16 protein-coding genes, 1 tRNA gene and 1 pseudogene are annotated in these 20,728 nt (G+C 63.8%); 12 read left to right on the top strand and 6 right to left on the bottom strand.

Annotation, left to right across the window (positions count from 1 at the left end; translation table 11 throughout):
* Positions 1 to 5 precede the first annotated feature (5 nt).
* Both ACFWAD_RS26640 and ACFWAD_RS26635 read right to left on the bottom strand, forming a co-directional pair.
* A complete protein-coding gene (locus tag ACFWAD_RS26640) occupies positions 6 to 1,157 on the bottom strand; it encodes a N(5)-(carboxyethyl)ornithine synthase (RefSeq protein ID WP_378549249.1) in 1,152 nt (383 codons plus the stop codon).
* 233 nt (positions 1,158 to 1,390) lie between these two features.
* Positions 1,391 to 1,768, bottom strand: a complete 378-nt coding sequence (locus tag ACFWAD_RS26635) for a MarR family winged helix-turn-helix transcriptional regulator (RefSeq protein ID WP_003941367.1) — start codon at positions 1,766 to 1,768, stop codon at positions 1,391 to 1,393.
* 85 nt (positions 1,769 to 1,853) lie between these two features.
* On the opposite strand from ACFWAD_RS26635, the gene ACFWAD_RS26630 reads away from it, so the two are divergent.
* Positions 1,854 to 3,383 carry an MFS transporter gene (locus ACFWAD_RS26630; protein WP_378549246.1) on the top strand — a complete coding sequence of 510 codons (1,530 nt, stop codon included), beginning with the start codon at positions 1,854 to 1,856 and terminating at the stop codon, positions 3,381 to 3,383.
* 67 nt (positions 3,384 to 3,450) lie between these two features.
* Here ACFWAD_RS26630 and ACFWAD_RS26625 read toward each other — a convergent pair.
* Both ACFWAD_RS26625 and ACFWAD_RS26620 read right to left on the bottom strand, forming a co-directional pair.
* A pseudogene (locus tag ACFWAD_RS26625) lies at positions 3,451 to 3,623 on the bottom strand (LysR family transcriptional regulator); the annotation flags it as partial.
* 122 nt (positions 3,624 to 3,745) lie between these two features.
* Positions 3,746 to 3,821 (bottom strand) — tRNA-Arg (locus ACFWAD_RS26620).
* A 243-nt stretch (positions 3,822 to 4,064) separates the two neighbouring features.
* Between ACFWAD_RS26620 and ACFWAD_RS26615 the strand changes: the two genes are divergently transcribed.
* Positions 4,065 to 6,434 (top strand): phosphoketolase, encoded by a 2,370-nt coding sequence (locus ACFWAD_RS26615; RefSeq protein ID WP_378549477.1) that lies wholly within the window; start codon positions 4,065 to 4,067, stop codon positions 6,432 to 6,434.
* A gap of 62 nt (positions 6,435 to 6,496) precedes the next feature.
* On the opposite strand, the gene ACFWAD_RS26610 is transcribed toward ACFWAD_RS26615, so the two are convergent.
* Both ACFWAD_RS26610 and ACFWAD_RS26605 read right to left on the bottom strand, forming a co-directional pair.
* Positions 6,497 to 7,216: a DUF305 domain-containing protein gene (locus tag ACFWAD_RS26610; protein WP_378539444.1), complete on the bottom strand. Its 720-nt coding sequence runs from the start codon at positions 7,214 to 7,216 to the stop codon at positions 6,497 to 6,499.
* Positions 7,209 to 8,036, bottom strand: coding sequence for a DUF3105 domain-containing protein (locus ACFWAD_RS26605; protein WP_378549243.1), 828 nt, complete (start codon positions 8,034 to 8,036; stop codon positions 7,209 to 7,211). Before ACFWAD_RS26605 ends, ACFWAD_RS26610 begins: the two co-directional genes overlap by 8 nt.
* Positions 8,037 to 8,252: 216 nt before the next feature.
* Between ACFWAD_RS26605 and argS the strand changes: the two genes are divergently transcribed.
* The 10 genes from argS to ACFWAD_RS26555 all read left to right on the top strand — a co-directional run bounded on the left by argS (position 8,253) and on the right by ACFWAD_RS26555 (position 20,727).
* Positions 8,253 to 9,905, top strand: coding sequence for an arginine--tRNA ligase (argS, locus tag ACFWAD_RS26600; protein WP_378539446.1), 1,653 nt, complete (start codon positions 8,253 to 8,255; stop codon positions 9,903 to 9,905).
* Positions 9,902 to 11,323 carry a diaminopimelate decarboxylase gene (lysA, locus tag ACFWAD_RS26595; RefSeq protein ID WP_378549240.1) on the top strand — a complete coding sequence of 474 codons (1,422 nt, stop codon included), beginning with the start codon at positions 9,902 to 9,904 and terminating at the stop codon, positions 11,321 to 11,323. Before argS ends, lysA begins: the two co-directional genes overlap by 4 nt.
* Positions 11,320 to 12,633 carry a homoserine dehydrogenase gene (locus ACFWAD_RS26590; RefSeq protein ID WP_378549237.1) on the top strand — a complete coding sequence of 438 codons (1,314 nt, stop codon included), beginning with the start codon at positions 11,320 to 11,322 and terminating at the stop codon, positions 12,631 to 12,633. Before lysA ends, ACFWAD_RS26590 begins: the two co-directional genes overlap by 4 nt.
* Positions 12,630 to 13,712 (top strand): threonine synthase, encoded by a 1,083-nt coding sequence (thrC, locus tag ACFWAD_RS26585; RefSeq protein WP_003941280.1) that lies wholly within the window; start codon positions 12,630 to 12,632, stop codon positions 13,710 to 13,712. Before ACFWAD_RS26590 ends, thrC begins: the two co-directional genes overlap by 4 nt.
* Before the next feature lie 44 nt (positions 13,713 to 13,756).
* Positions 13,757 to 14,701, top strand: coding sequence for a homoserine kinase (thrB, locus tag ACFWAD_RS26580; RefSeq protein WP_007726194.1), 945 nt, complete (start codon positions 13,757 to 13,759; stop codon positions 14,699 to 14,701).
* A 502-nt stretch (positions 14,702 to 15,203) separates the two neighbouring features.
* Positions 15,204 to 17,369: a transcription termination factor Rho gene (rho, locus tag ACFWAD_RS26575; RefSeq protein ID WP_378549234.1), complete on the top strand. Its 2,166-nt coding sequence runs from the start codon at positions 15,204 to 15,206 to the stop codon at positions 17,367 to 17,369.
* 226 nt (positions 17,370 to 17,595) lie between these two features.
* Positions 17,596 to 17,832, top strand: coding sequence for a 50S ribosomal protein L31 (gene rpmE, locus ACFWAD_RS26570; RefSeq protein WP_003941310.1), 237 nt, complete (start codon positions 17,596 to 17,598; stop codon positions 17,830 to 17,832).
* A gap of 146 nt (positions 17,833 to 17,978) precedes the next feature.
* Positions 17,979 to 19,058 (top strand): peptide chain release factor 1, encoded by a 1,080-nt coding sequence (prfA, locus tag ACFWAD_RS26565; protein WP_003941341.1) that lies wholly within the window; start codon positions 17,979 to 17,981, stop codon positions 19,056 to 19,058.
* 77 nt (positions 19,059 to 19,135) lie between these two features.
* Complete coding sequence (gene prmC, locus ACFWAD_RS26560) at positions 19,136 to 20,068, top strand: peptide chain release factor N(5)-glutamine methyltransferase (RefSeq protein ID WP_378549231.1); 933 nt, start codon at positions 19,136 to 19,138, stop codon at positions 20,066 to 20,068.
* Entirely contained in the window at positions 20,065 to 20,727 is a 663-nt protein-coding gene (locus ACFWAD_RS26555) for an L-threonylcarbamoyladenylate synthase (RefSeq protein WP_230817059.1), read from the top strand. Before prmC ends, ACFWAD_RS26555 begins: the two co-directional genes overlap by 4 nt.
* The last annotated feature ends 1 nt before the right edge of the window (position 20,728 follow it).

Genomic DNA, 20,728 nt, shown 5'->3' with positions numbered 1-20,728 from the left:
GGCGGCTACTCCGCGATGACGGCGTGCGGGTAGTCCGGCGAGCGGTGCTGGAACCGTGTGATGGCCGGATTCACGATGACGCCGTCACGGATTTCGATGGCCCGATCGACGGTCTCGTCTGCCTTCCATGCCGTCTCTCCCGCCATCACGGTGGGCAGGTAGGGGAGAAGAGACTCGCTGATTTCCCACGATGCCGAGTTCCACAGGTACGACGGACTGTGGTCGACGCCGTAATAGGTGATGTTGTCACCGACGATGAAGGTCGGCTCGGCAAACGAGGTGGGGCGAGCCCAACTGAAGCCCATGCCTTCGTCGCACGACACGTCGACGATGAGGCTGCCGGGTTGGAAGTCCATGAGGTCTTCCTCGGTCAGGAAAGTCAGTGGGGCGTCGGTGTTCTGCAGTACGCAGTTGACGACGATGTCGTGCTCGGCCAAGAAGCCGGGTACCGGCACGCTGTGGTTGTCGAGCATCACGTGGCTGCCACGGACGTCACCGTTGTTGTTGTCGAACGAGACCATGCGCGCCGAGTGGATAGGGGAGCTGACCGCGGTGACTCCACGTTGGGTGAGGACGTCCACTTCGTGGATACCGTGCGCCTTGAGTGCTGTGACCGCGCCGCGTGCAGTGGCTCCGAAACCGATCACGGCAGCAGTGAGACGGCGGCCGTAGTCTCCGGTGGAACCGATCAACTGCAGGGCGTGCAGTACCGAACAATAGCCGGCGAGCTCGTTGTTCTTGTGGAACACATGCAGATTGAACGATCCGTCGCTGTGCCAGAAGTTCATGGCCTCGAAGGCGATGAGAGTCAGTTTCTTGTCGATCGCGATCTGTGTCAGTTCGGTGTCCTGGACGCAGTGCGGCCAGCCCCAGAGAACCTGACCGGATCGTAGTTCGGCGAGGTCACGCACCAACGGCTTCGGTAGCAGAACCACATCGGTTTCCGCCAAAATCTGCTTGCGCGTGCGGATTCCGGCAACCAGTCGCGAGAGGTAGTCGTCGGAGTAGCCGAAGGGGTGGCCGTAGCCCTCTTCGAGGTAGATCCGAGAACGTAGTTCGGCATCGATGCGATCGAAATGCGCAGGATGGATCGGCAACCGGCGTTCTGCCGGTTTGCTCGACTGTCCGATGACTCCAAGCGTGCGTGCGTTGTTCAATTGTGTATCTCTCGATAGGAGCAGGTAGAGATGTCAGGCAGGAGCCTGAGGGACTAGCAGAAGCCGCAGAAACGCTGGCAGATTGCCTCGGCCAGGACCGCGTGAAAGCGTGCTGGCTGCGCTGCTGTCGATCGCCGACGGCAACAGAAAGGCGCGTCGGTATGTCGTCAGTCTAGTCCGGAACGGCCCTCGCCCGGTGGCCGGGCGCTCTGTGGTGCTCCTCTGACGTGCGGCTACTGCTCGCGCAGGCGTGAATCCAGTACGGCCAGTTGAATTTTGCTGGCGTCCGCGTGTACCTGACGTCCTTTGTCGGTGACGTCGACGAAGACTCCGCGCCGGTCGGCCTCGCACAGTGCTCGCTGAACCAGTCCGGCCTTCTCGAGACGGGCCACGCTACGGGAGAGCGCGCTGGGACTCAGGTACATCTCCGAGGCAAGCTCCTGCATGCGTGGACGTTCGCACGTGGCGTCCATGAGTCGGTCGAGAGCCTCGAAGTCGCTCATGCTCAGCCCATGCGCCGACTGCATCTGGCGATCGAGTTCGCACGCGATGTCGTTGTAGCTGGTCGACAGCGAGCGCCAGGTGTTGCGCAATTCGGATTCCGACGTCACGACCGCATTCTAGTTGAAGACTCGATTACGTGCAATTGCATTAAATGCTTGTGCATTATGTGCATGTGCATCTATTCTCGCTGACGTGACTTGCACAGACTCGACACTCAAACCATTCGATTCGCCGGAAGCCCCGGTTTCTACGGAATCCTCGGATCCGGCCACAGGGGAGGGCTGGTCCCTCAAGCTGTGGGGCATCCTCGCGGTGCTCTGCCTCGTGTTGTTCCTCGACGGTCTCGATGTGTCGATGGTGGGCGTCGCTCTTCCGTCCATCGGCAATGAACTGGGCCTGACCACTACCTCGCTGCAGTGGATCATCAACGGCTACGTCCTCGGATTCGGCGGCCTGTTGCTACTCGGTGGACGTACCGCCGATCTTCTCGGGCGCAGGAAGGTCTTCCTGATCGCGCTGACCGTCTTCGCAATCGCCTCGCTGGTCGGTGGACTGGTCGACAACGGAACACTGCTGATCGCATCACGATTCGTGAAGGGATTGGCTGCGGCCTTCACCGCTCCGACCGCAATGTCCATTCTCACCACGACGTTCAAGGAAGGTCCGGCCCGTAACCGTGCGCTGTCGGTGTTCTCCGTGTTCGGCGCCAGTGGTTACTCGTCCGGTCTGATCCTCGGTGGGCTGCTGACCAGTGCCGGTTGGCGATTCACGTTCCTGATGCCGGTTCCGTTTGCCGTCATCGCGCTGATCGGTGGGTACTTCCTCATTCCGCGGGACCGTCCCGCAGATACCGGGGGACACGACCTCGTCGGCGCCGTCACCCTGGTGACGGGAATGCTTCTCACGGTGTACACGATGGTTTCGGCTCCGACCCGTGGATGGGCACACCCGATGACGTTGGGTTCGTTCGCCGTCGCCGCCGTGCTTCTGGCGACGTTCTTCTTCGTGGAGAAGAAGGTGGCGCATCCGCTTGTGCGACTTGGGCTTCTGCGCGTCGGCACTATCGTTCGTGCGAATCTGGCCATCATCGCGCTCTTCGGTTCCTACCTGAGCTTCCAGTTCATGATGACGATCTTCCTGCAGTCGGCCCTCGGCTGGTCGCCCCTGAAGATGGCGATGGCACTGCTGCCCGCGGGCATCATTGTCGCATTCGGATCGCCGTTCGTCGGACGGCTGGTCGACCTGTACGGCAGTGCCAAGCTCATCATCGCGGCATTGACGTCGCTCAGCGTCGGGTACCTCTGGTTCCTCTTCGCGGGCAGCGATTCACCGTCGTACGTCGTGGCGATTCTGCCGAGCGTCATCCTGCTCGGACTCGGATTTGCGTTGGGCTACACCTCGATCATGGCTCAGGCCACCTCGGGCGTCGACGACTCCGAGCAGGGCTTGGCGTCGGGTCTGGTGAACACGTCTGCTCAGGTCGGTGCGGCGCTCGTGCTCGCCCTGACTACTGCCCTCGTGACCGCCGGATCCCACACCGCGTCCGGCGCCGGTACCGCCGGGTTCGAGCAGTTCCATCCCGGACTGATCCTTGTCACCGGGGTCGCGCTGGTGGGCTTGGCGATCACCGTCTCGCCGCTCGTACGTGGGAGCTCGCTGCGTGGAAGATCCGTGCGTGAAAGGCGCGCTGAGGAAGAAAAGGAGTTGGCCGAGGTCAACTGAATACTTGCTTCATCCGCGAATGCGCTCGGCCGCGTAGGAGAGACTCCTGCGCGGCCGAGCTGCCTTCGGCTTGCTGAAGTAGTGCCCGCTCACGCACCAGGACGGATCCGCCGGTGAGAGTCAGTTGAATGCCGAATGAGCGACGGCGAACGCACAGTTGAACTTTGAGCGCGCGTTCGAGCCGCGGCTACCGCGTCGTCCCGGTCTCGGCTACTGCGACAAACGCGGCAGCTGACGCATCGTGTACGTGGGAGCAGGATCGATGCGAGGTGTGAGATCGACAGCAGTCGGGCAGATGACCCTGAAACTTTTGACGTGGCACCGTGAAGAGGCGAAAGATGGATCGCTGACCTGTGTCTTCGTGGTGCCCCCGGCAGGATTCGAACCTGCGACCTTTCGCTCCGGAGGCGAACGCTCTATCCCCTGAGCTACGGGGGCGCACCGAACTTTCGGTGTGCCGATTGGGCTGCGTTAGCGTAGCGCATCACGGGGCCACAGGACCAAACCGGTCCCCGTCTCGGCATGGCGTCCTCGCTCCAGGCTGTCGAGTATGCGGCCGGGGACCATGGTCGTCGAATCATCTGTACCGACTGACTCGGATGCTTTTTACGCCTAGGCTCGCCTGTGAGCACAGGCTCGGGCGGACTGCTCGGGCACCCTCGTGAGGTACGGGAGTCGTTGATGACCGATCACCACTATTCCGAAGACCAGCTCGCGCTCGACCTGAAGTGGTGGGCAGCGGCCAACTACCTGACCGTTGCGCAGATCTATCTGAAAGACAACACGCTTCTGCGGGAACCGTTACGCGCCGAGCACATCAAGCCTCGTCTGCTCGGGCACTGGGGGACCAGTCCCGGTTTGTCGATGATCTACACGCTCCTCAATCGGCACATCGTCGCCACCGATGCGGACTGGCTTTACGTGACCGGTCCCGGGCACGGCGGTCCGGCCCTGGTCGCGTCGACGTATCTCGAGGGAACGTACTCGGAGATCTATCCGGAAGTCTCGGCCGACGCCGAGGGTATCCACCGGATGTGTCGGCGATTCTCCGCTCCCGGCGGGGTGCCCAGCCACGTGAGTGTGCAGACACCCGGAAGCATTCACGAAGGCGGCGAGCTCGGCTACGCCCTTGCCCATGCGGCCGGTGCTGCCTTCGATCATCCGAACCTCGTGGTGGCCTGCGTGATCGGCGACGGCGAAGCGGAGACCGGGCCGTTGTCCGGCTCGTGGAAGCTCCCGGCGTTCCTGAATCCACGACGCGACGGCGCGGTCCTGCCGATCCTGCACGTGAACGGCGCCAAAATAGCCGGGCCGACGGTGTACGGACGCAGCAGCGACGAAGACATCCAGGCCTACCTCGGTGGACAGGGGTGGGCGCCGATCGTCGTCTCCGGTGACGATCCCGACGTGGTGTTTCCTCAGCTGTATCAAGCGATCTCGCAGGCGCACGAGAAGATCCGCGAGATGCAGGGTGCCGCACGCCGCGGAGAGGAGTGGACGGGTTCGTGGCCGGCAATCGTGTTGCGGACGCCGAAAGGATGGACCGGACCGCACACCGTCGACGGAATTTTGGTCGAGGGCACACATCGTGCGCACCAGGTGCCGTTGTCCGGCGTGCGAAGCAACGAATCACATCTGCGGCAACTCGAAGAGTGGATGCGCTCGTACCGTCCGGACGAGTTGTTCGACGCCAACGGATCACTGGCCGCGGAACTGGCGGCGCTCTCGCCGGCGGGGGACAAGCGTATGGGGAGCACTCCGTACGCGAACGGTGGACGACTTCGCGTCGATCTCCCGATGCCGCCGCTCGAAAAATACGCGCTACCCATCCAATCCCCGGGTTCGACCTTCCACGAGACGACGCGAGTGCTCGGCGAGCTTCTGCGCGACATTTACGCCGCCACGGAAACCGAGGACAGTGGCGGGATCTTCCGACTCTTCTGCCCGGACGAGACGTCGAGCAATCGCCTCGGCGCCGTGTTCGAGACAACCGACCGCTGCTGGCAACTGCCGATCACCGACTACGACGACGGACTGTCCGCGGACGGACGCGTCATGGAGGTTCTCAGCGAGCATCTCTGTGAGGGTTGGCTCGAGGGCTATCTGTTGTCTGGCCGACACGGGATGTTCGCGAGCTACGAAGCGTTTGCGATGGTCAGTGTCTCGATGCTCATCCAGCACGCCAAGTGGCTCCAACACGCAGTCGACCTGCCGTGGCGAGCGTCGGTCGCCTCGCTCAACGTGTTGCTGACCAGTACGTGCTGGCGCAACGACCACAACGGATTCTCGCATCAGGGTCCTGGCATGATCGACGCCGTCATTCCCTTGGCTCCCAGCGTGATCCGCGTGTGGCTGCCGCCGGATTCCAACACCTTGCTCTCGATCTCCGATCACTGTCTGCGCAGTACCGACCACGTCAACCTGATCGTCGTGGACAAGCAACCTCACCTGCAATACCTCACACTCGAGCAGGCTCACGAGCACTGTGCGGCGGGGGCTTCGGTGTGGGAGTGGGCCGGGACCGAAGCTCGCGGACAGGAACCGGACGTGGTGCTGGCCGCAGCGGGAGACGTACCGACGCAGGAGATCTTGGCTGCTGCACAGTTGCTGCGCGATCACACGCCGGAACTGATCACCCGAGTCGTCAACGTCGTCGACCTGATGGCGCTGCTGACGCCGACGGAGCATCCCCACGGATTCGGGGAGCGGGTCTTCCTCGATCTGTTCACCGCGCAGACCGACGTCGTGTTCGCGTTTCACGGCTACTCGCGTGCGGTGCACGAACTGATTCACGGGCGTCCGAGTCCCGAGCGCTTCCACGTTCGCGGATTCAGCGAACAGGGAACAACCACAACACCGTTCGACATGGTTGTCCTCAACAAGATGAGCCGCTACCACCTGGTGATCGAGGCGCTACGACGCTCCAAGCGTCGGCCCGCCGGCGCGTCCGAGTTGGCGGAGTTCTGCCGCACCCAGCTCGAGAAGCACTCGCGCTACATCGTCGAGCACCTCGAAGACATGCCGGAGGTAGAAAACTGGACCTGGTCCTGAAATTTCAGGACCAGGCCCAGTTCGGGTCTGAATTTTCTCAGTTCAGTTCAGTTCAGTTCTGCTCAGTTCATGGGCAGCGGCACTGCGCCGCGAGCTGCCAACATATCGGTCATCAGCTTGGACTCGCTCTGCTGTGTGTTGACCATGGTCTGCGCCAGGCTGCGCACCGGCCCCTCGGTGGCGTCAGCTGCTGCGTACTCCATCATCGGAAGCCCACCTTCGTGGTGACGAAGCATCAGCTGCAGGAACAAGGTGTCGAGTTGCAGACCTTCCGCTGCGCGGAGCGCCGCAAGGTCCTCGGGGGACGCCATGCCTGGCATGGTGTCGACCGGGCCCGAATGAGCCATGTCCATCGTGGCCGAAGTCCCGTGCGATCCGTGGCCGGAGCCCGAATCGGACGACATCCATTCCATGTACGGGCCCACCTTGGACAGCGGCTGATCCCACATGGTCAGCCACGCCTGCATCTGACCGAGCTGGTTCTGCTGCGTGGTCAAGATGTCGAACGCGAGCGTGCGCACGTCGTTGTCGGTGGACTTCGTCAGAGCGATCGACGCCATGTCGACGGCCTGGCTGTGATGCACGCTCATGTCCTGCGCGAATCCGACGTCCACCGAATCGGATGCCGGAACGGTCAGGGACGACTTCGCGTCGGGCCCGAGGAGATTGGTGAATGCGCCCAATGCAAAACCGACGGCGATCGCGCCGATCAGACCGATGATCAGCAGCGCGGTGCGCTGACTCGGCTTCGAAGACTGATCGGTGGTCTGTGAACTATCCACCGGCGGGAACCTGCTCGTCGGTGGCCGGGGTAGCGCCCGTGCCGTCCATCTGAATGGCGCCGGGGCCCGGAGGCGTCGGATCGAACGGCGACGTCGACGGAGTGAACAGCGGGTTGGTGCAGCTCGCGCCGACCTCGGGGTAGACGTTCGGGTTCTGGTTCAGCGCAGTGATGAACTGATCGATGCGATCGTCGTCGGCCTTGTCGACCTCGAGGCGATGGCCCCAGGACTGCAGAGAGATGGGGCTGCTCTGGCCGGGATAGGGCGACATCAGCATGTAGGACTTGCCGTTGACGCGTCCGGCAAGGCTGTCGATCTGGTCCTGATCGACGAGATCAGGGTTGTACGTGATCCAGATGGCACCGTGCTCGAGCGAGTGGACGGCGTTCTCGGTGCGGATCGGGTCTGCGTACACGGTTCCGGTGCAGTTCGCCCAGGTGGCGTCGTGCGGGCCACCGAACGGCGGGGTCTGGTCGTACGCGACGCGCTGAGTGGAATCGACGTGCTGGCCCGCCGGGTACTCGATCTTGAGGACACCGTCGATCTTGTCTGACGGATCCTTGTTCTCCGAGCTGTACTTGTACGGCTCGAGGGCCTGCCGCTCCTCGACCTTGGGCCACAGATTGATACCGAGCACGGCGATGAGTGCGAGCACAGCCACACCGGCGCCGATCGACAGCCAGGGGATCTGGCGGGGAGCGGGGACGCCACCCTTGCCCTTCTTGGCCGGCCGACTGTTCTTGTTGGCGGCCTTGATGGCCTTGGCTGATTTGGCCCCGGAGTTCTTGTTGGGACCGCGACTATCGGAACCGCTTGGCATCGATTGGGCTCTTTCGGTGTGTGGGCTTGAGGTGAAGCGCGCCCGCGCATGTAGGTACGCGGTGGTAGCTCGGGCATTACCACTGTACTTTCCGAGTCTGAGGGCAAACTTTGAGAGTGGCGTGCGACACGCCACAGCGGCCTCGACTAGCTTCGCCGAGTGCGAGGCGTGAGGCGAGTCTCCACTTCCGGTGTCCAGGCAATAGGATGAATACCTGTGACTCCAGCTGACCTTGCCGAACTGCTCCGCGGAACCGCAGCGAGCGTCCTTGCCGATCGTGGCCTCGACGTATCCGTGCTGCCCGAAACCCTTACCGTCGAGCGACCACGCAACCCCGAGCACGGCGATTACGCCACCAACATTGCCATGCAGGTAGCCAAGAAGGTCGGTACCAATCCCCGCGAGCTGGCGGGCTGGATCGCCGAAGCCCTCACCGCTGCCGACGGAATCGAATCCGCCGAGATCGCCGGACCCGGCTTCCTCAATATTCGGCTCGACAAAGATGCCCAGGGCGCGATCGTCGTGTCGGTTCTCGAAGCCGGCGCGTCGTACGGCTCGGGTGATTCCCTCGCCGGCAAGAAGATCAACCTCGAATTCGTCTCGGCCAACCCCACCGGTCCCATTCACCTCGGTGGAACCCGTTGGGCCGCAGTCGGAGACGCGCTTGGACGCATTCTGTCCGCGCAGGGCGGGTTGGTCACACGTGAGTACTACTTCAACGACCACGGTGCCCAGATCGACCGCTTCTCGCGTTCGCTGATCGCTGCAGCGAAGGGCGAACCTGCTCCCGAAGACGGTTACGCCGGTGCATACATCGCCGACATCGCCGCCTCGGTGCTGAAGCAGCGCCCCGACGTCATGGAGCTGCCGGCCGACGAGCAGCAGGAAACCTTCCGGGCCATCGGCGTCGAATTGATGTTCACGCACATCAAGCAGACCCTGCACGACTTCGGCGTCGACTTCGACGTGTACTTCCACGAGAACTCGCTCTTCGAATCCGGTGCTGTCGAGAAGGCCGTCGAATCCCTCAAGGGTTCGGGCAACCTCTTCCACGAAGACGGTGCTTGGTGGCTCAAGAGCACCGATTACGGTGACGACAAGGATCGCGTCGTCATCAAGAGCGACGGCAACGCCGCTTACATCGCCGGTGACATCGCCTACTTCCAGAACAAGCGCGCCCGTGGGTTCGACCTCTGCATCTACATGCTCGGTGCCGACCATCACGGATACATCGGCCGTCTCAAGGCTGCCGCCGCCGCTTTCGGTGACGATCCGGACACCGTCGAGGTGCTGATCGGCCAGATGGTCAACCTCGTCAAGGACGGCACCGCCGTCAAGATGAGCAAGCGTGCAGGCACCGTCATCACCCTCGACGACCTGGTCGAGGCAATCGGCGTCGATGCCTCGCGCTACGTCATGATCCGCTCGTCGGTCGACTCCAGCATCGACATCGACCTGGACCTGTGGACCAAGACCAGCAGCGAGAACCCGGTCTACTACGTCCAGTACGCGCACGCCCGCCTTTCCGCGATCGCCCGCAACGCCGCAGACCTCGGACTCTCGGCCGACGCGAGCCACCTCGCTCTGCTCACCGTCGAGCAGGAGGGTGACCTCATCCGCACGATCGGCGAGTACCCGCGCGTCGTGTCGAGCGCAGCGAATTTGCGTGAGCCACACCGTATTGCTCGCTACCTCGAAGAACTCGCGGGTGCGTACCACCGCTTCTACGGCGCGTGCCGCATCCTTCCGCAAGGCGACGAAGACGCCACCGACGTGCATCGCGCACGTCTGGCTCTTTGCGCCGCCACCCGACAGGTCCTGGCCAACGGCCTCGAACTGCTCGGCGTCACCGCACCGGAGCAAATGTGAACGCGCACCCCGCCGGCCCCAAGCATGCCGAGCAGTTGCAGGCCCCCGGCTTGCCCGACCGTCCAACCAGCCCCGAAGCCTTCGCCGAACTCTCACCGCAGGTGTGGCCGCGCAACGCTTCTCGCGGTGACGACGGCGAAGTAACCCTCGCGGGTGTCAAGGTCAGTGAACTTGCCGAGAAGTACGGCACCCCGCTGTTCGTCATCGACGAGGACGACTTCCGCTCGCGCTGCCGTGACATGGCGCGCGCCTTCGGCCCGGATGCCAAGGTGCACTACGCATCCAAGGCGTTCCTCTGCGGCGAGATCGCACGCTGGGTTGCCGACGAAGGCCTCTCGCTCGACGTCTGTTCCGGCGGCGAACTGGCGATCGCATTGCACGCTGATTTCCCGGCCGAACGAATTGCCATGCACGGCAACAACAAGTCCGTCGCCGAACTGGCCGCCGGTGTCGCCGCGGGTGTCGGGCACGTCGTGCTCGACTCGGCGATCGAGATCGATCGACTCGATCGTGTCGCCGGTGAGGCCGGTGTCGTTCAGGACGTGTTGATCCGCCTGACCGTCGGTGTCGAAGCGCATACGCACGAATTCATCTCCACTGCACACGAAGATCAGAAGTTCGGATTCTCGCTGGCAGGGGGAGCGGCAATCGACGCGGTCCGCCGCGTCTTCGCCGCCGAAAACCTGCGACTGGTCGGACTGCACAGCCACATCGGTTCGCAGATCTTCGACGTCGACGGTTTCGAGGTGGCAGCGCACCGCGTGATCGGTTTGCTCCGCGAGGTCGTCACCGAGTTCGGCGTCGAGAAGACCAAGCAGATTTCGATCATCGACCTCGGCGGCGGCATGGGGATCTCGTACATCCCGTCCGACGACCCGCCGCCCGTCGACGAACTGGCAGCAAAGCTCGGTCACATCGTGCGCAACGAGTCCGCACTGGCCGGGCTGCCGGAGCCGACGCTTGCCGTCGAACCCGGCCGCGCCATCGCCGGACCGGGCACGGTGACGCTCTACGAGGTCGGCACCATCAAGGACGTCACGGTGGGTAGCTCGCTGACACGCCGCTACATCAGCGTCGACGGCGGGATGAGCGACAACATCCGCACGTCCCTCTACGGTGCGGAGTACGAAGCCAAGTTGGTTTCGCGAACTTCCGAGGCTGATCCCGTCGTTGCACGTATCGTCGGTAAGCACTGCGAGTCCGGTGACGTGGTCATTCGGGACACCTGGATGCCCGAGGACGTCGGGCCCGGTGATTTACTAGCGGTAGCAGCGACCGGTGCATACTGCTATTCGATGTCGAGCAGGTACAACCTGCTCACCCGCCCAGCCGTGGTGGCGGTGCGTGACGGAGTCTCACGCGTGATTCTGCGGAGGGAAACAGTGGAAGATCTGCTCAGCTTGGAGGTATCGCAGTGACGAGCGAATCGGCGCATCGCGCTATCGGTGTGGCCGTTCTCGGCCTCGGCAACGTCGGGAGCGAGGTCGTCCGGATCATTCGTGAGCAGGCCGAGGAACTCGAAGCCCGCGTCGGCGCCCCGTTGGAACTGCGGGGAGTTGCCGTTCGTCGTATCGGCTCGGACCGCGGAATCCCCGAGGAACTGCAGACGACGGACGCCGAGTCCCTGGTCGGTCGTGACGACGTCGACATCGTCGTCGAGGTGATCGGCGGAATCGAGCTCCCTCGCAAGCTGATTCTCTCCTCGCTCAATTCCGGTAAGTCGGTCGTCACCGCCAACAAGGCGCTGCTCGCGGACCACACCGGTGAATTGGCGGAGGCTGCAGAGGCCAACTCGGTCGACCTGTACTTCGAGGCCGCTGTTGCCGGCGCGATCCCCGTGATCCGCCCGCTCACGCAGTCCTTGGCCGGAGACCGTGTCAACAAGGTCGCCGGAATCGTGAACGGCACCACCAACTTCATCCTTTCGGCGATGGACGAGACCGGCGCCGACTACGAGGAGACACTGGCCGAAGCCGGACGCCTCGGATACGCGGAAGCCGATCCGACCGCGGACGTCGAAGGCTACGACGCGGCAGCGAAGGCGGCGATCCTCGCGTCGATCGCATTCCACACCCGCGTCACTGCCGCGGACGTGTACCGCGAAGGAATCTCCACGATCACCTCTGCCGACCTGGCGTCGGCGAAGGCACTCGACTGCACGATCAAGTTGCTCTCGATCTGCGAGCGCATCATCACGCCCAAGGGCAAGGAGCGGATTTCTGCTCGCGTGTACCCGGCGCTGGTTCCGCTCAGCCACCCGCTCGCTTCGGTCAACGGCGCGTTCAACGCCGTTGTCGTGGAAGCAGAGAACGCCGGCCGGCTCATGTTCTACGGCCAGGGCGCAGGCGGCGCCCCCACCGCTTCCGCGGTGATGGGTGACCTGGTGATGGCGGCGCGCAACAAGGTTCACGGCGGCCGCGGCCCCCGTGAGTCCAAGTACGCCAAGCTCAAGGTCGCCCCGATGGGCGACATCCTCACGCGCTACTACGTGAACATGGAGGTCGCGGACAAGGAAGGCGTGCTGTCCGCAGTCGCCGCCGAGTTCGCCAAGCACGGCGTGAGCATCTCCGTCGTCCGCCAGGAGGGCGCCGGCGCCGGCGCGCGTCTGGTGGTCGTCACTCATGTAGCAACCGACGCGGCTCTGTCCGAGACCGTGGCGGCCCTCAACGAACTCGAATTCGTCACCGCTGTGACCAGCGTGCTGCGACTGGAAGGCACTGAACAATGACCGGCATCGTCAACCCCGTCCACAAGGCATGGCCGGGTCTCATCGAGGCATACCGGGACCGTCTCGCGATCGGTGACAACTGGAAGACCGTCACCCTGCGCGAAGGCGGCACCCCGCTCCTGCCGGCCGGCCACCTCTCCGAGATCACCGGCTGCGACGTCTACCTCAAGGTCGAGGGTCTCAACCCCACCGGTTCCTTCAAGGACCGCGGCATGACGATGGCCGTCACCGACGCCTTGGCCCGTGGCCAGCGCGCAGTTCTGTGCGCGTCCACCGGCAACACCTCCGCCTCGGCCGCTGCGTATGCAGCCAAGGCCGGCATGACCTGCGCCGTGCTCATCCCGCAGGGCAAGATCGCCATGGGCAAGCTTGCGCAGGCAGTCATGCACGGCGCCAAGATCATTCAGGTCCAGGGCAACTTCGACGACTGCCTCGAGCTGGCACGCAAGACCACGGCGGAATTCCCCACCATCGGTCTGGTCAACTCGGTCAACCCGGTGCGCATCGAAGGTCAGAAGACCGCGGCATTCGAGATCATGGACGTGCTCGGCAAGGCTCCCGACGTGCACGCCCTCCCGGTCGGAAACGCCGGAAACATCACCGCGTACTGGCGCGGTTACTCGGAGTACTACGCGGACGGTCTGACCACGGTCAAGCCTCGCATGCTCGGCGTTCAGGCTGCCGGTGCGGCTCCGCTGGTCAACGGCGCACCCGTCAAGGATCCCGAAACCATCGCTACCGCAATCCGAATCGGTTCCCCCGCTTCCTGGAACGGCGCTGTCGCCGCGAAGGAAGAGTCGAACGGTGCATTCCGTGCCGCCACCGACGAGAAGATCCTCGAGGCTTACCGTTTGATCGCCGCCACCGAGGGCGTCTTCGTCGAACCGGCGTCGGCAGCCAGCGTCGCCGGCCTGCTCGCCGCACGTGCAGAGGGCTGGCTCGAGCCGGGCCTGACCGTCGTGTGCACGGTGACCGGTAACGGTCTCAAGGATCCTGACACGGCTTTGAAGGGTATGCCGAACGTCGAGCCGATCGGTGTCGATCCCGTTGCCGTTGCGGCTGCCCTCGAGCTTGCATAGTGTCCGTGGATTCATCGACCACTCCGCGGAATCCGGTGTCTGACATGACTATAACCCTGCCTATCGGCCTTTCGGTGACTGCTCGCGTACCGGCCTCGAGTGCAAACTTGGGGCCGGGGTTCGACACCCTCGGTCTGGCGTTGGGGTTGTACGACGAAATCGTGGTCACCACAACGGATTCAGGTCTCCAGATTCGCGTCGAAGGTGAAGGCGCCGCCGACGTCCCTTGGGGTCCTTCGCATCTCGTAGTTCGCGCAATCGAGCGTGGTCTCGAAGCGGCTGGAGTGTGGGCCAGTGGCCTGGACGTGTTGTGCCGCAACGCGATCCCGCATTCACGCGGGCTGGGGTCCTCGGCTTCCGCGGCCGTCGGTGGACTGGCAGCAGCCAACGGTCTGGCACGCGCACTCGATGCCGAGATCGGTTTGACGGAAGAGCAGTTGGTTCAGCTCTCTTCCGAGTTCGAAGGTCACCCGGACAATGCGTCTGCCAGTGTTCTCGGCGGCGCAGTCGTCTCGTGGAGTTGCCCGCCGGCCGTCGAAGGCGACGAGCCGATCTACTCGGCGGCGAAACTCGACGTACATCCCGATATCCGTGCCGTTGCACTGGTTCCCGAGGAACGGTCGTCCACCGCACACACCCGTGGGCTCCTGCCCGAATTGGTTCCGCACCAGGATGCGTCGTTCAACGCGAGCCGCAGTGCACTGGCCGTCGTCGCGCTCACGGCTCGTCCCGATCTGTTGATGGCAGCCACCGAGGATCGCCTGCATCAGGCACAGCGCGCGCCCGCTCTTCCGCTCACGACTCGGTGGATCGGCATCCTGCGTGAGGCCGGCATCGCTGCGACCGTTTCCGGAGCAGGTCCCACTGTGTTGGCGCTCAGCACAGAACCTTTCCCCGTCGAACTCGCCGAAGCGGCGCGGGCAGACGGACTCCGTGTGCTCGAATTGGATATCGCCGACGGCGTCGAAGTATCCACGACCACGGTCTGATCCCCGCCTTGGTCCTGGTGATCGCGCACTACCGATCGGTAGTGAACTGACACACCCACTCGTCCAAATTCTTGCCGGACTCAGGTTTGGGCGCTATCCTGGGCTATGTCCGTACATCGTGCGCGTCAGTCGCCGGTGCATCACCAGGGGGCAAAACTCCTTCCCAATCGGGGTCCACAGTCCTTGGCATGATTCTCGCAGGCATGATCCTCGCGCTTGTACCTTCTCCGAAGGTTGGATCCTCCGCGGATCGAACACTCAGAGGTTCCACAACTCTGGGGTTCACCACACGGGGGAGTGAATCGACGACGAAGGCGCGTTGGGCAGGTTTGCGAGCGCATGAAAAGTTTGAGGCGAGAGTTTCCGACAATCATGTGACGGCGGACAAGCCGGCAGTTCTGGACAGCAACCACGTACGGCACCACCGAGTTCGGTATTCAATCGAACTGCGGGACGAACCCTCGACTTTGCGCAGTGCGAGTGAGGGAAGGAAAGGACCTCCGTGACCGATACGGACCTCATCGCCACTTCTGCACCCGCCGGGTCGGAATCAGGCGACAATTCTCAGGCGTCATCTTCAGCATCGAACGGTGCGGTGGCGACCTCCACGAAGCGTGCCGAAACGCGCCGTGGTGCCGGACTCTCCGGCATGGTGCTCACCGAACTCCGCACTCTTGCGGGTGAACTGGGCATCAAAGGCACTTCCGGCATGCGCAAGGGCGACCTGATCGCAGCCATCAAGGAGCGCCAGGGCGGCAGCGCAAAGGCTGCACCCGCACAGAGCGAACTCACGCTCGACGACGCACCCGTAACGCGCACCCGTGCCAAGAGCACTCGCGCAGCACGTACCGAAACCCCCGCAGCCGAAACGGCCCCCGCGGCAGAATCCGCTCCCGCCGAGGCAGCGCCTGCGCGTACCGAATCCGCCGAGGATTCCGATCAGAGCGCACCCCGTCGCGGACGTCAGCGTCGCGGCGCCGCTCGTCGTGCAGGTTCGCCCGACCAGGGTGAACTGAGCATCGAGCAGGAAGCTCCTTCGGCCAAGTCCGACGTGGACACCTCGAAGGCCGCCGACACCTCGAAGGCCGCCGACACCTCGAAGGTCAACGAGACCGCCAAAGCTGAGGCTCCGGGCGAGCGTCCGGCGCGCACCGAGGGCAAGTCCGACGCTGATCAGGCTCCCGCCGAGCAGGGCAACGAGCGTCCCCGCCGCGAGCGCAACCGCGACAACCAGGGCCAGCGCGATAACCAGGGCCAGCGGGACAACCAGGGCCAGCGCGACAACCAGGGCAACCGGGGCAACCAGGACCGTCAGGATCGTCAGGACCGCGGTAACCAGAACAACGCAGGCCAGAACAACGCCGGTCCGCGTACGGACAACCGCAACAACGGCCCGGACGACGACGAAGAGGGTGGACGCGGACGCCGCGGACGCCGCTTCCGTGAGCGTCGTGGCCGTGGTCGCGACCGCGGAGAGGGTGGCGCACCCAACGATTCGCGCGAGACCGAGATCCGTGAGGACGACGTCCTGCAGCCGGTCGCCGGCATCCTCGACGTCCTCGACAACTACGCCTTCGTGCGTACGTCCGGGTACCTCGCCGGTCCCAACGACGTCTACGTCTCCATGAACCTGATCCGCAAGAACGGCCTTCGCCGTGGCGACGCCATCACCGGTGCCGTCCGGGTCTCGCGTGACGGTGAGCAGGGCAGCCAGCGTCAGAAGTTCAACCCGCTGGTCCGTATCGACACGGTCAACGGCGGCGACGTCGAGGCTGCGAAGAAGCGCCCCGAGTTCAACAAGCTCACGCCGCTGTACCCGAACCAGCGTCTGCGCCTCGAGACCGAGCAGCACATTCTCACCACGCGTGTCATCGACCTGGTGATGCCCATCGGTAAGGGCCAGCGTGCCCTCATCGTGAGCCCGCCCAAGGCCGGTAAGACCAGCGTGTTGCAGGCGATCGCGAATGCCGTCGCCACCAACAATCCTGAGTGCTACCTGATGGTCATCCTCGTGGACGAGCGTCCCGAGGAAGTGACCGACATGCAGCGCAGCGTGAAGGGTGAGGTCATTTCCTCCACCTTCGACCGCCCGCCGGGAGATCACACCGCAGTTGCCGAACTGGCAATCGAGCGTGCGAAGCGACTGGTCGAGATGGGTAAGGACGTCGTCGTACTGCTCGACTCCATCACGCGTCTGGGTCGTGCATACAACAACTCCTCGCCGGCATCGGGACGCATCCTCTCCGGTGGTGTCGACTCGACGGCCCTGTACCCGCCGAAGCGTTTCCTCGGTGCTGCCCGCAACATCGAGAACGGTGGATCGCTCACCATCATCGCTACCGCAATGGTCGAGACCGGATCCACCGGCGACACCGTGATCTTCGAAGAGTTCAAGGGCACCGGCAACGCCGAGCTCAAGCTCGATCGCAAGATCGCCGAACGCCGCGTATTCCCGGCCGTGGACGTCAACCCGTCCAGCACGCGTAAGGACGAGCTGCTCCTGAGCCCGGACGAAGCTGCGGTGCTGCACAAGCTCCGCCGCGTCCTGTCCGGTCTGGACTCGCATCAGGCCATCGATCTGCTGATCGATCGACTGAAGAAGAGCAAGAACAACCTCGAGTTCCTGATGCAGGTCTCCAAGACCGCACCGGGTGCGATCGACGACTGATCGACTCGACGTCGAAAGGCCCACAACCAGCTGGTTGTGGGCCTTTTGCGTGGACGGAACAAAACCGAGGTGCAGTGCGTTGACAACTTCGTACAGCCACCCCGAGGCGTGCGAGACGCGGAATTTCTGGTGAAGTACCGCATCTGGCATACTGAACGGCCGAGTCCGGTTCCGGTTCACGATGTCGATTGGCGACGTCGACCCGGCGACCATTGAAAGGGACACCATGAAGGCAGGAATCCACCCAACCTACGTAGCGACCACCGTCGTCTGCGGTTGCGGTAACACGTTCGAGACCCACAGCACCAAGGAGTCCGGACGCATCAACGTCGAGGTTTGCTCGCAGTGCCACCCGTTCTACACCGGCAAGCAGAAGATTCTCGACACCGGTGGACGCGTCGCTCGCTTCGAGGCTCGCTACGGCAAGCGTGCAGACAGCAAGGTTCCGGCCACCGAGTCCTAGCTGTTCCGCCGACGCCCGATCTGCCATGTGCAGATCGGGCGTCGGCTTTTTTGTGCCTGCACTCGGTTTGCGCGTTTTCCGGGTGCCGGCGTCGAACTGTCTTCAAGCGCGCACCGTAGGAATCGAAACTCAGAGCGGAGCGAACCATGGCAGGCGCAACCCAGCCCTCGGCCATCGACGACATCTTGGCGGAGCACGCCGGTCTCGAAGCACAGATGTCCGATCCGGCGCTGCACAACGACCCTGCGGCTGCCAGGCGCGTCGGTAAGCGGTTCTCCGAGCTCTCGCCGATCATGTCGACGTACAACAAGCTCACGGCCGCGCAGGACGATCTGGAAGCCGCGCGCGAACTCGCTGCCGACGATTCCAGCTTCGCCGCCGAGATCCCCGATCTCGAAGCCGAGGTCGCGCAACTCGAGCAGACGCTGACCGATCAGTTGGCACCCCGAGATCCGCATGACGGCGACGACATCGTCCTCGAAGTGAAGTCCGGTGAGGGTGGCGAGGAATCCGCACTCTTTGCCTCGGACCTGGCCCGTATGTACGTCCGCTACGCGGAACGGCACGGCTGGCGCGTCGAGATTCTCGACGCGACGGTCTCCGATCTCGGCGGATACAAGGAAGCCACACTGTCGATCAAGAGCAAGTCCGATACCCCGGACGGAGTGTGGGCGCGGCTCAAGTTCGAGGGCGGCGTTCACCGCGTCCAGCGAGTGCCCGTCACCGAATCCCAGGGACGCGTTCACACTTCGGCTGCCGGCGTTCTGGTGTACCCGGAACCCGAAGAGGTCGAGCAGGTCCAGATCGACGAAAGTGACCTGCGTATCGACGTCTACCGTTCGTCCGGCAAGGGCGGTCAGGGCGTCAACACGACGGACTCCGCTGTTCGAATCACGCACCTTCCGACCGGCATCGTCGTCACCTGTCAGAACGAGCGCTCGCAGCTTCAGAACAAGGCTCGCGCCATGCAGGTGCTGGCAGCCCGTTTGCAGGTAGTCGCCGAGGAGGCCGCGGACGCGGAAGCGTCGGCAGGCCGCCAGAGCCAGGTACGGACGGTGGACCGTTCGGAGCGCATCCGCACCTACAACTTCCCCGAGAACCGCATCACCGATCACCGCATCGGATTCAAGTCGCACAACCTCGACGCGGTGCTCGACGGTGAGCTCGACGCACTTCTCGACGCATTGGGCAAGGCGGACCGAGAGGCGCGTCTCGCGGCCGAGTAGATGCAGACCATGACGGACCTCGATCCCGCCGGGAACTCGGTGAACCGCGTGTCGGTCGAGCGTGGCAGGCTGTACCCGTGAGTCGACTTCCACTTCGTTTGGCGCTGATCGAAGCTGCAAAACAGCTCGACGCCGCAGGTGTGCCCAGCCCACGCACCGACGCCGAGTTGTTGGCGTCCCACCTGCTCGGTGTCGAACGCACGCGCCTCGGATTGATTCCGTTGGTCGATCCCGAGGTCATCGCGGCGTTCGACGAGTTGGTTGCGCAACGCGTGAAGCGGATTCCGTTGCAGCACATCATCGGAGTCGCGTCGATGGGCAACATCGACGTCGCTGTCGGTCCGGGTGTGTTCATTCCGCGGCCCGAAACCGAACTGCTCATGGGTTGGGCGCTCTCGTTCCTCGAAGGTTGCGGAAGCAAGCCGCCGGTAGTGCTGGACCTGTGCACGGGATCGGGTGTCCTCGCGCTGTCCATCGCCGAGGCTCGCCCCGACGCAGTCGTGCACGCCGTGGAGAAGGAGCCCGCCGCGCTGGCGTGGGCGCGTCGTAATGCCGCCGACCGCGAAGCCGCCGGAGATACGCCGATCCACCTGCATCAGGGCGATGTCACCGATCGGAACCTGTTGCCAGGGCTCGAGGGTGGCGTCGATCTGGTCGTGTCCAATCCGCCGTACATCCCCGACGGCGCGCAATTGCAGCCTGAGGTCATGGATTACGACCCACACACCGCGCTGTTCGGTGGTGCAGACGGCCTGTCCGTCATCAAACCCATGATCAGCAACATCGCGCGGTGGCTTCGCATCGGCGGTGCGGCGGGCATCGAGCACGACGACACCAACGGTGACGGCGTCGCTGCGCTGTTCTCGGCGCGTCGGGTATTCGGCGATGTCGCGCAGCATCCCGATCTTGCCGGTCGTCCTCGATTCGTCGTCGCCAGACGCGTCGCCACTGACGTCGAAGCCCAGCGGAATCGAACGCCCGAAGCGCAGAGTGAAAGGATGGCTGAGTGAGCACCGTGTACGACTGCAGTCAGACAGATTCCCGAACCGCAGGCTTGGCCGCCGCGAAGAACGCGCTCAAGGCCGGCCGACTCGTAGTTCTCCCTACCGACACCCTCTACGGACTCGCCGCCGACGCGTTCGACAGCGAAGCTGTCACGAGTCTGTTGCGCGCCAAGGGCCGTGGACGAGACATGCCCGTCCCGGTTCTGGTCGGATCGTGGAACACCATCGACGGACTCGTCTACAGCGTGCGCCCGCAGGCGCGGGATCTGATCCGCGCGTTCTGGCCCGGTGGACTGAGCTTGGTCGTCGAGCAGGCCCCTTCACTCGCCTGGGACCTGGGCGATACCCGCGGAACCGTCATGCTTCGCATGCCCTTGCACCCGGTTGCCCTCGAATTGTTGCGCGATGTCGGACCGCTTGCCGTCTCGAGCGCCAACATTTCGGGGCGTCCGCCTGCCACCACCGCTGAGGAAGCCCGCGATCAGCTAGGAGGCTCTGCCAGCGTGTACCTCGACGGAGGCAAGGCCGAACACGCCGTTGCTTCCACGATCGTCGACCTGACCGGCAATTCACCGCGTATCTTGCGAGTGGGTGCCGTCTCGGCAGAATCCATCGCCGAGGTATTGGGCACCAGTCCGGAAAGCCTCGTAGAGGGAGTTTCGTAAC

The sequence above is a fragment of the Rhodococcus sp. NPDC059969 genome, assembly GCF_042738325.1.
Classification (GTDB): domain Bacteria; phylum Actinomycetota; class Actinomycetes; order Mycobacteriales; family Mycobacteriaceae; genus Rhodococcus_F.
The sequence above is the reverse complement of the archived record's forward strand: the minus strand, read 5'-3'. Positions and strand labels throughout refer to the sequence as shown.

Coding starts and splice junctions, on each gene's coding strand:
- ACFWAD_RS26615 (WP_378549477.1), top strand. CDS start 4,065: ATGACCGATCACCACTATTCCGAAGACCAGCTCGCGCTCGACCTGAAG.
- thrB (WP_007726194.1), top strand. CDS start 13,757: ATGACTATAACCCTGCCTATCGGCCTTTCGGTGACTGCTCGCGTACCG.
- thrC (WP_003941280.1), top strand. CDS start 12,630: ATGACCGGCATCGTCAACCCCGTCCACAAGGCATGGCCGGGTCTCATC.
- prfA (WP_003941341.1), top strand. CDS start 17,979: ATGGCAGGCGCAACCCAGCCCTCGGCCATCGACGACATCTTGGCGGAG.
- rpmE (WP_003941310.1), top strand. CDS start 17,596: ATGAAGGCAGGAATCCACCCAACCTACGTAGCGACCACCGTCGTCTGC.
- ACFWAD_RS26605 (WP_378549243.1), bottom strand. CDS start 8,036: ATGCCAAGCGGTTCCGATAGTCGCGGTCCCAACAAGAACTCCGGGGCC.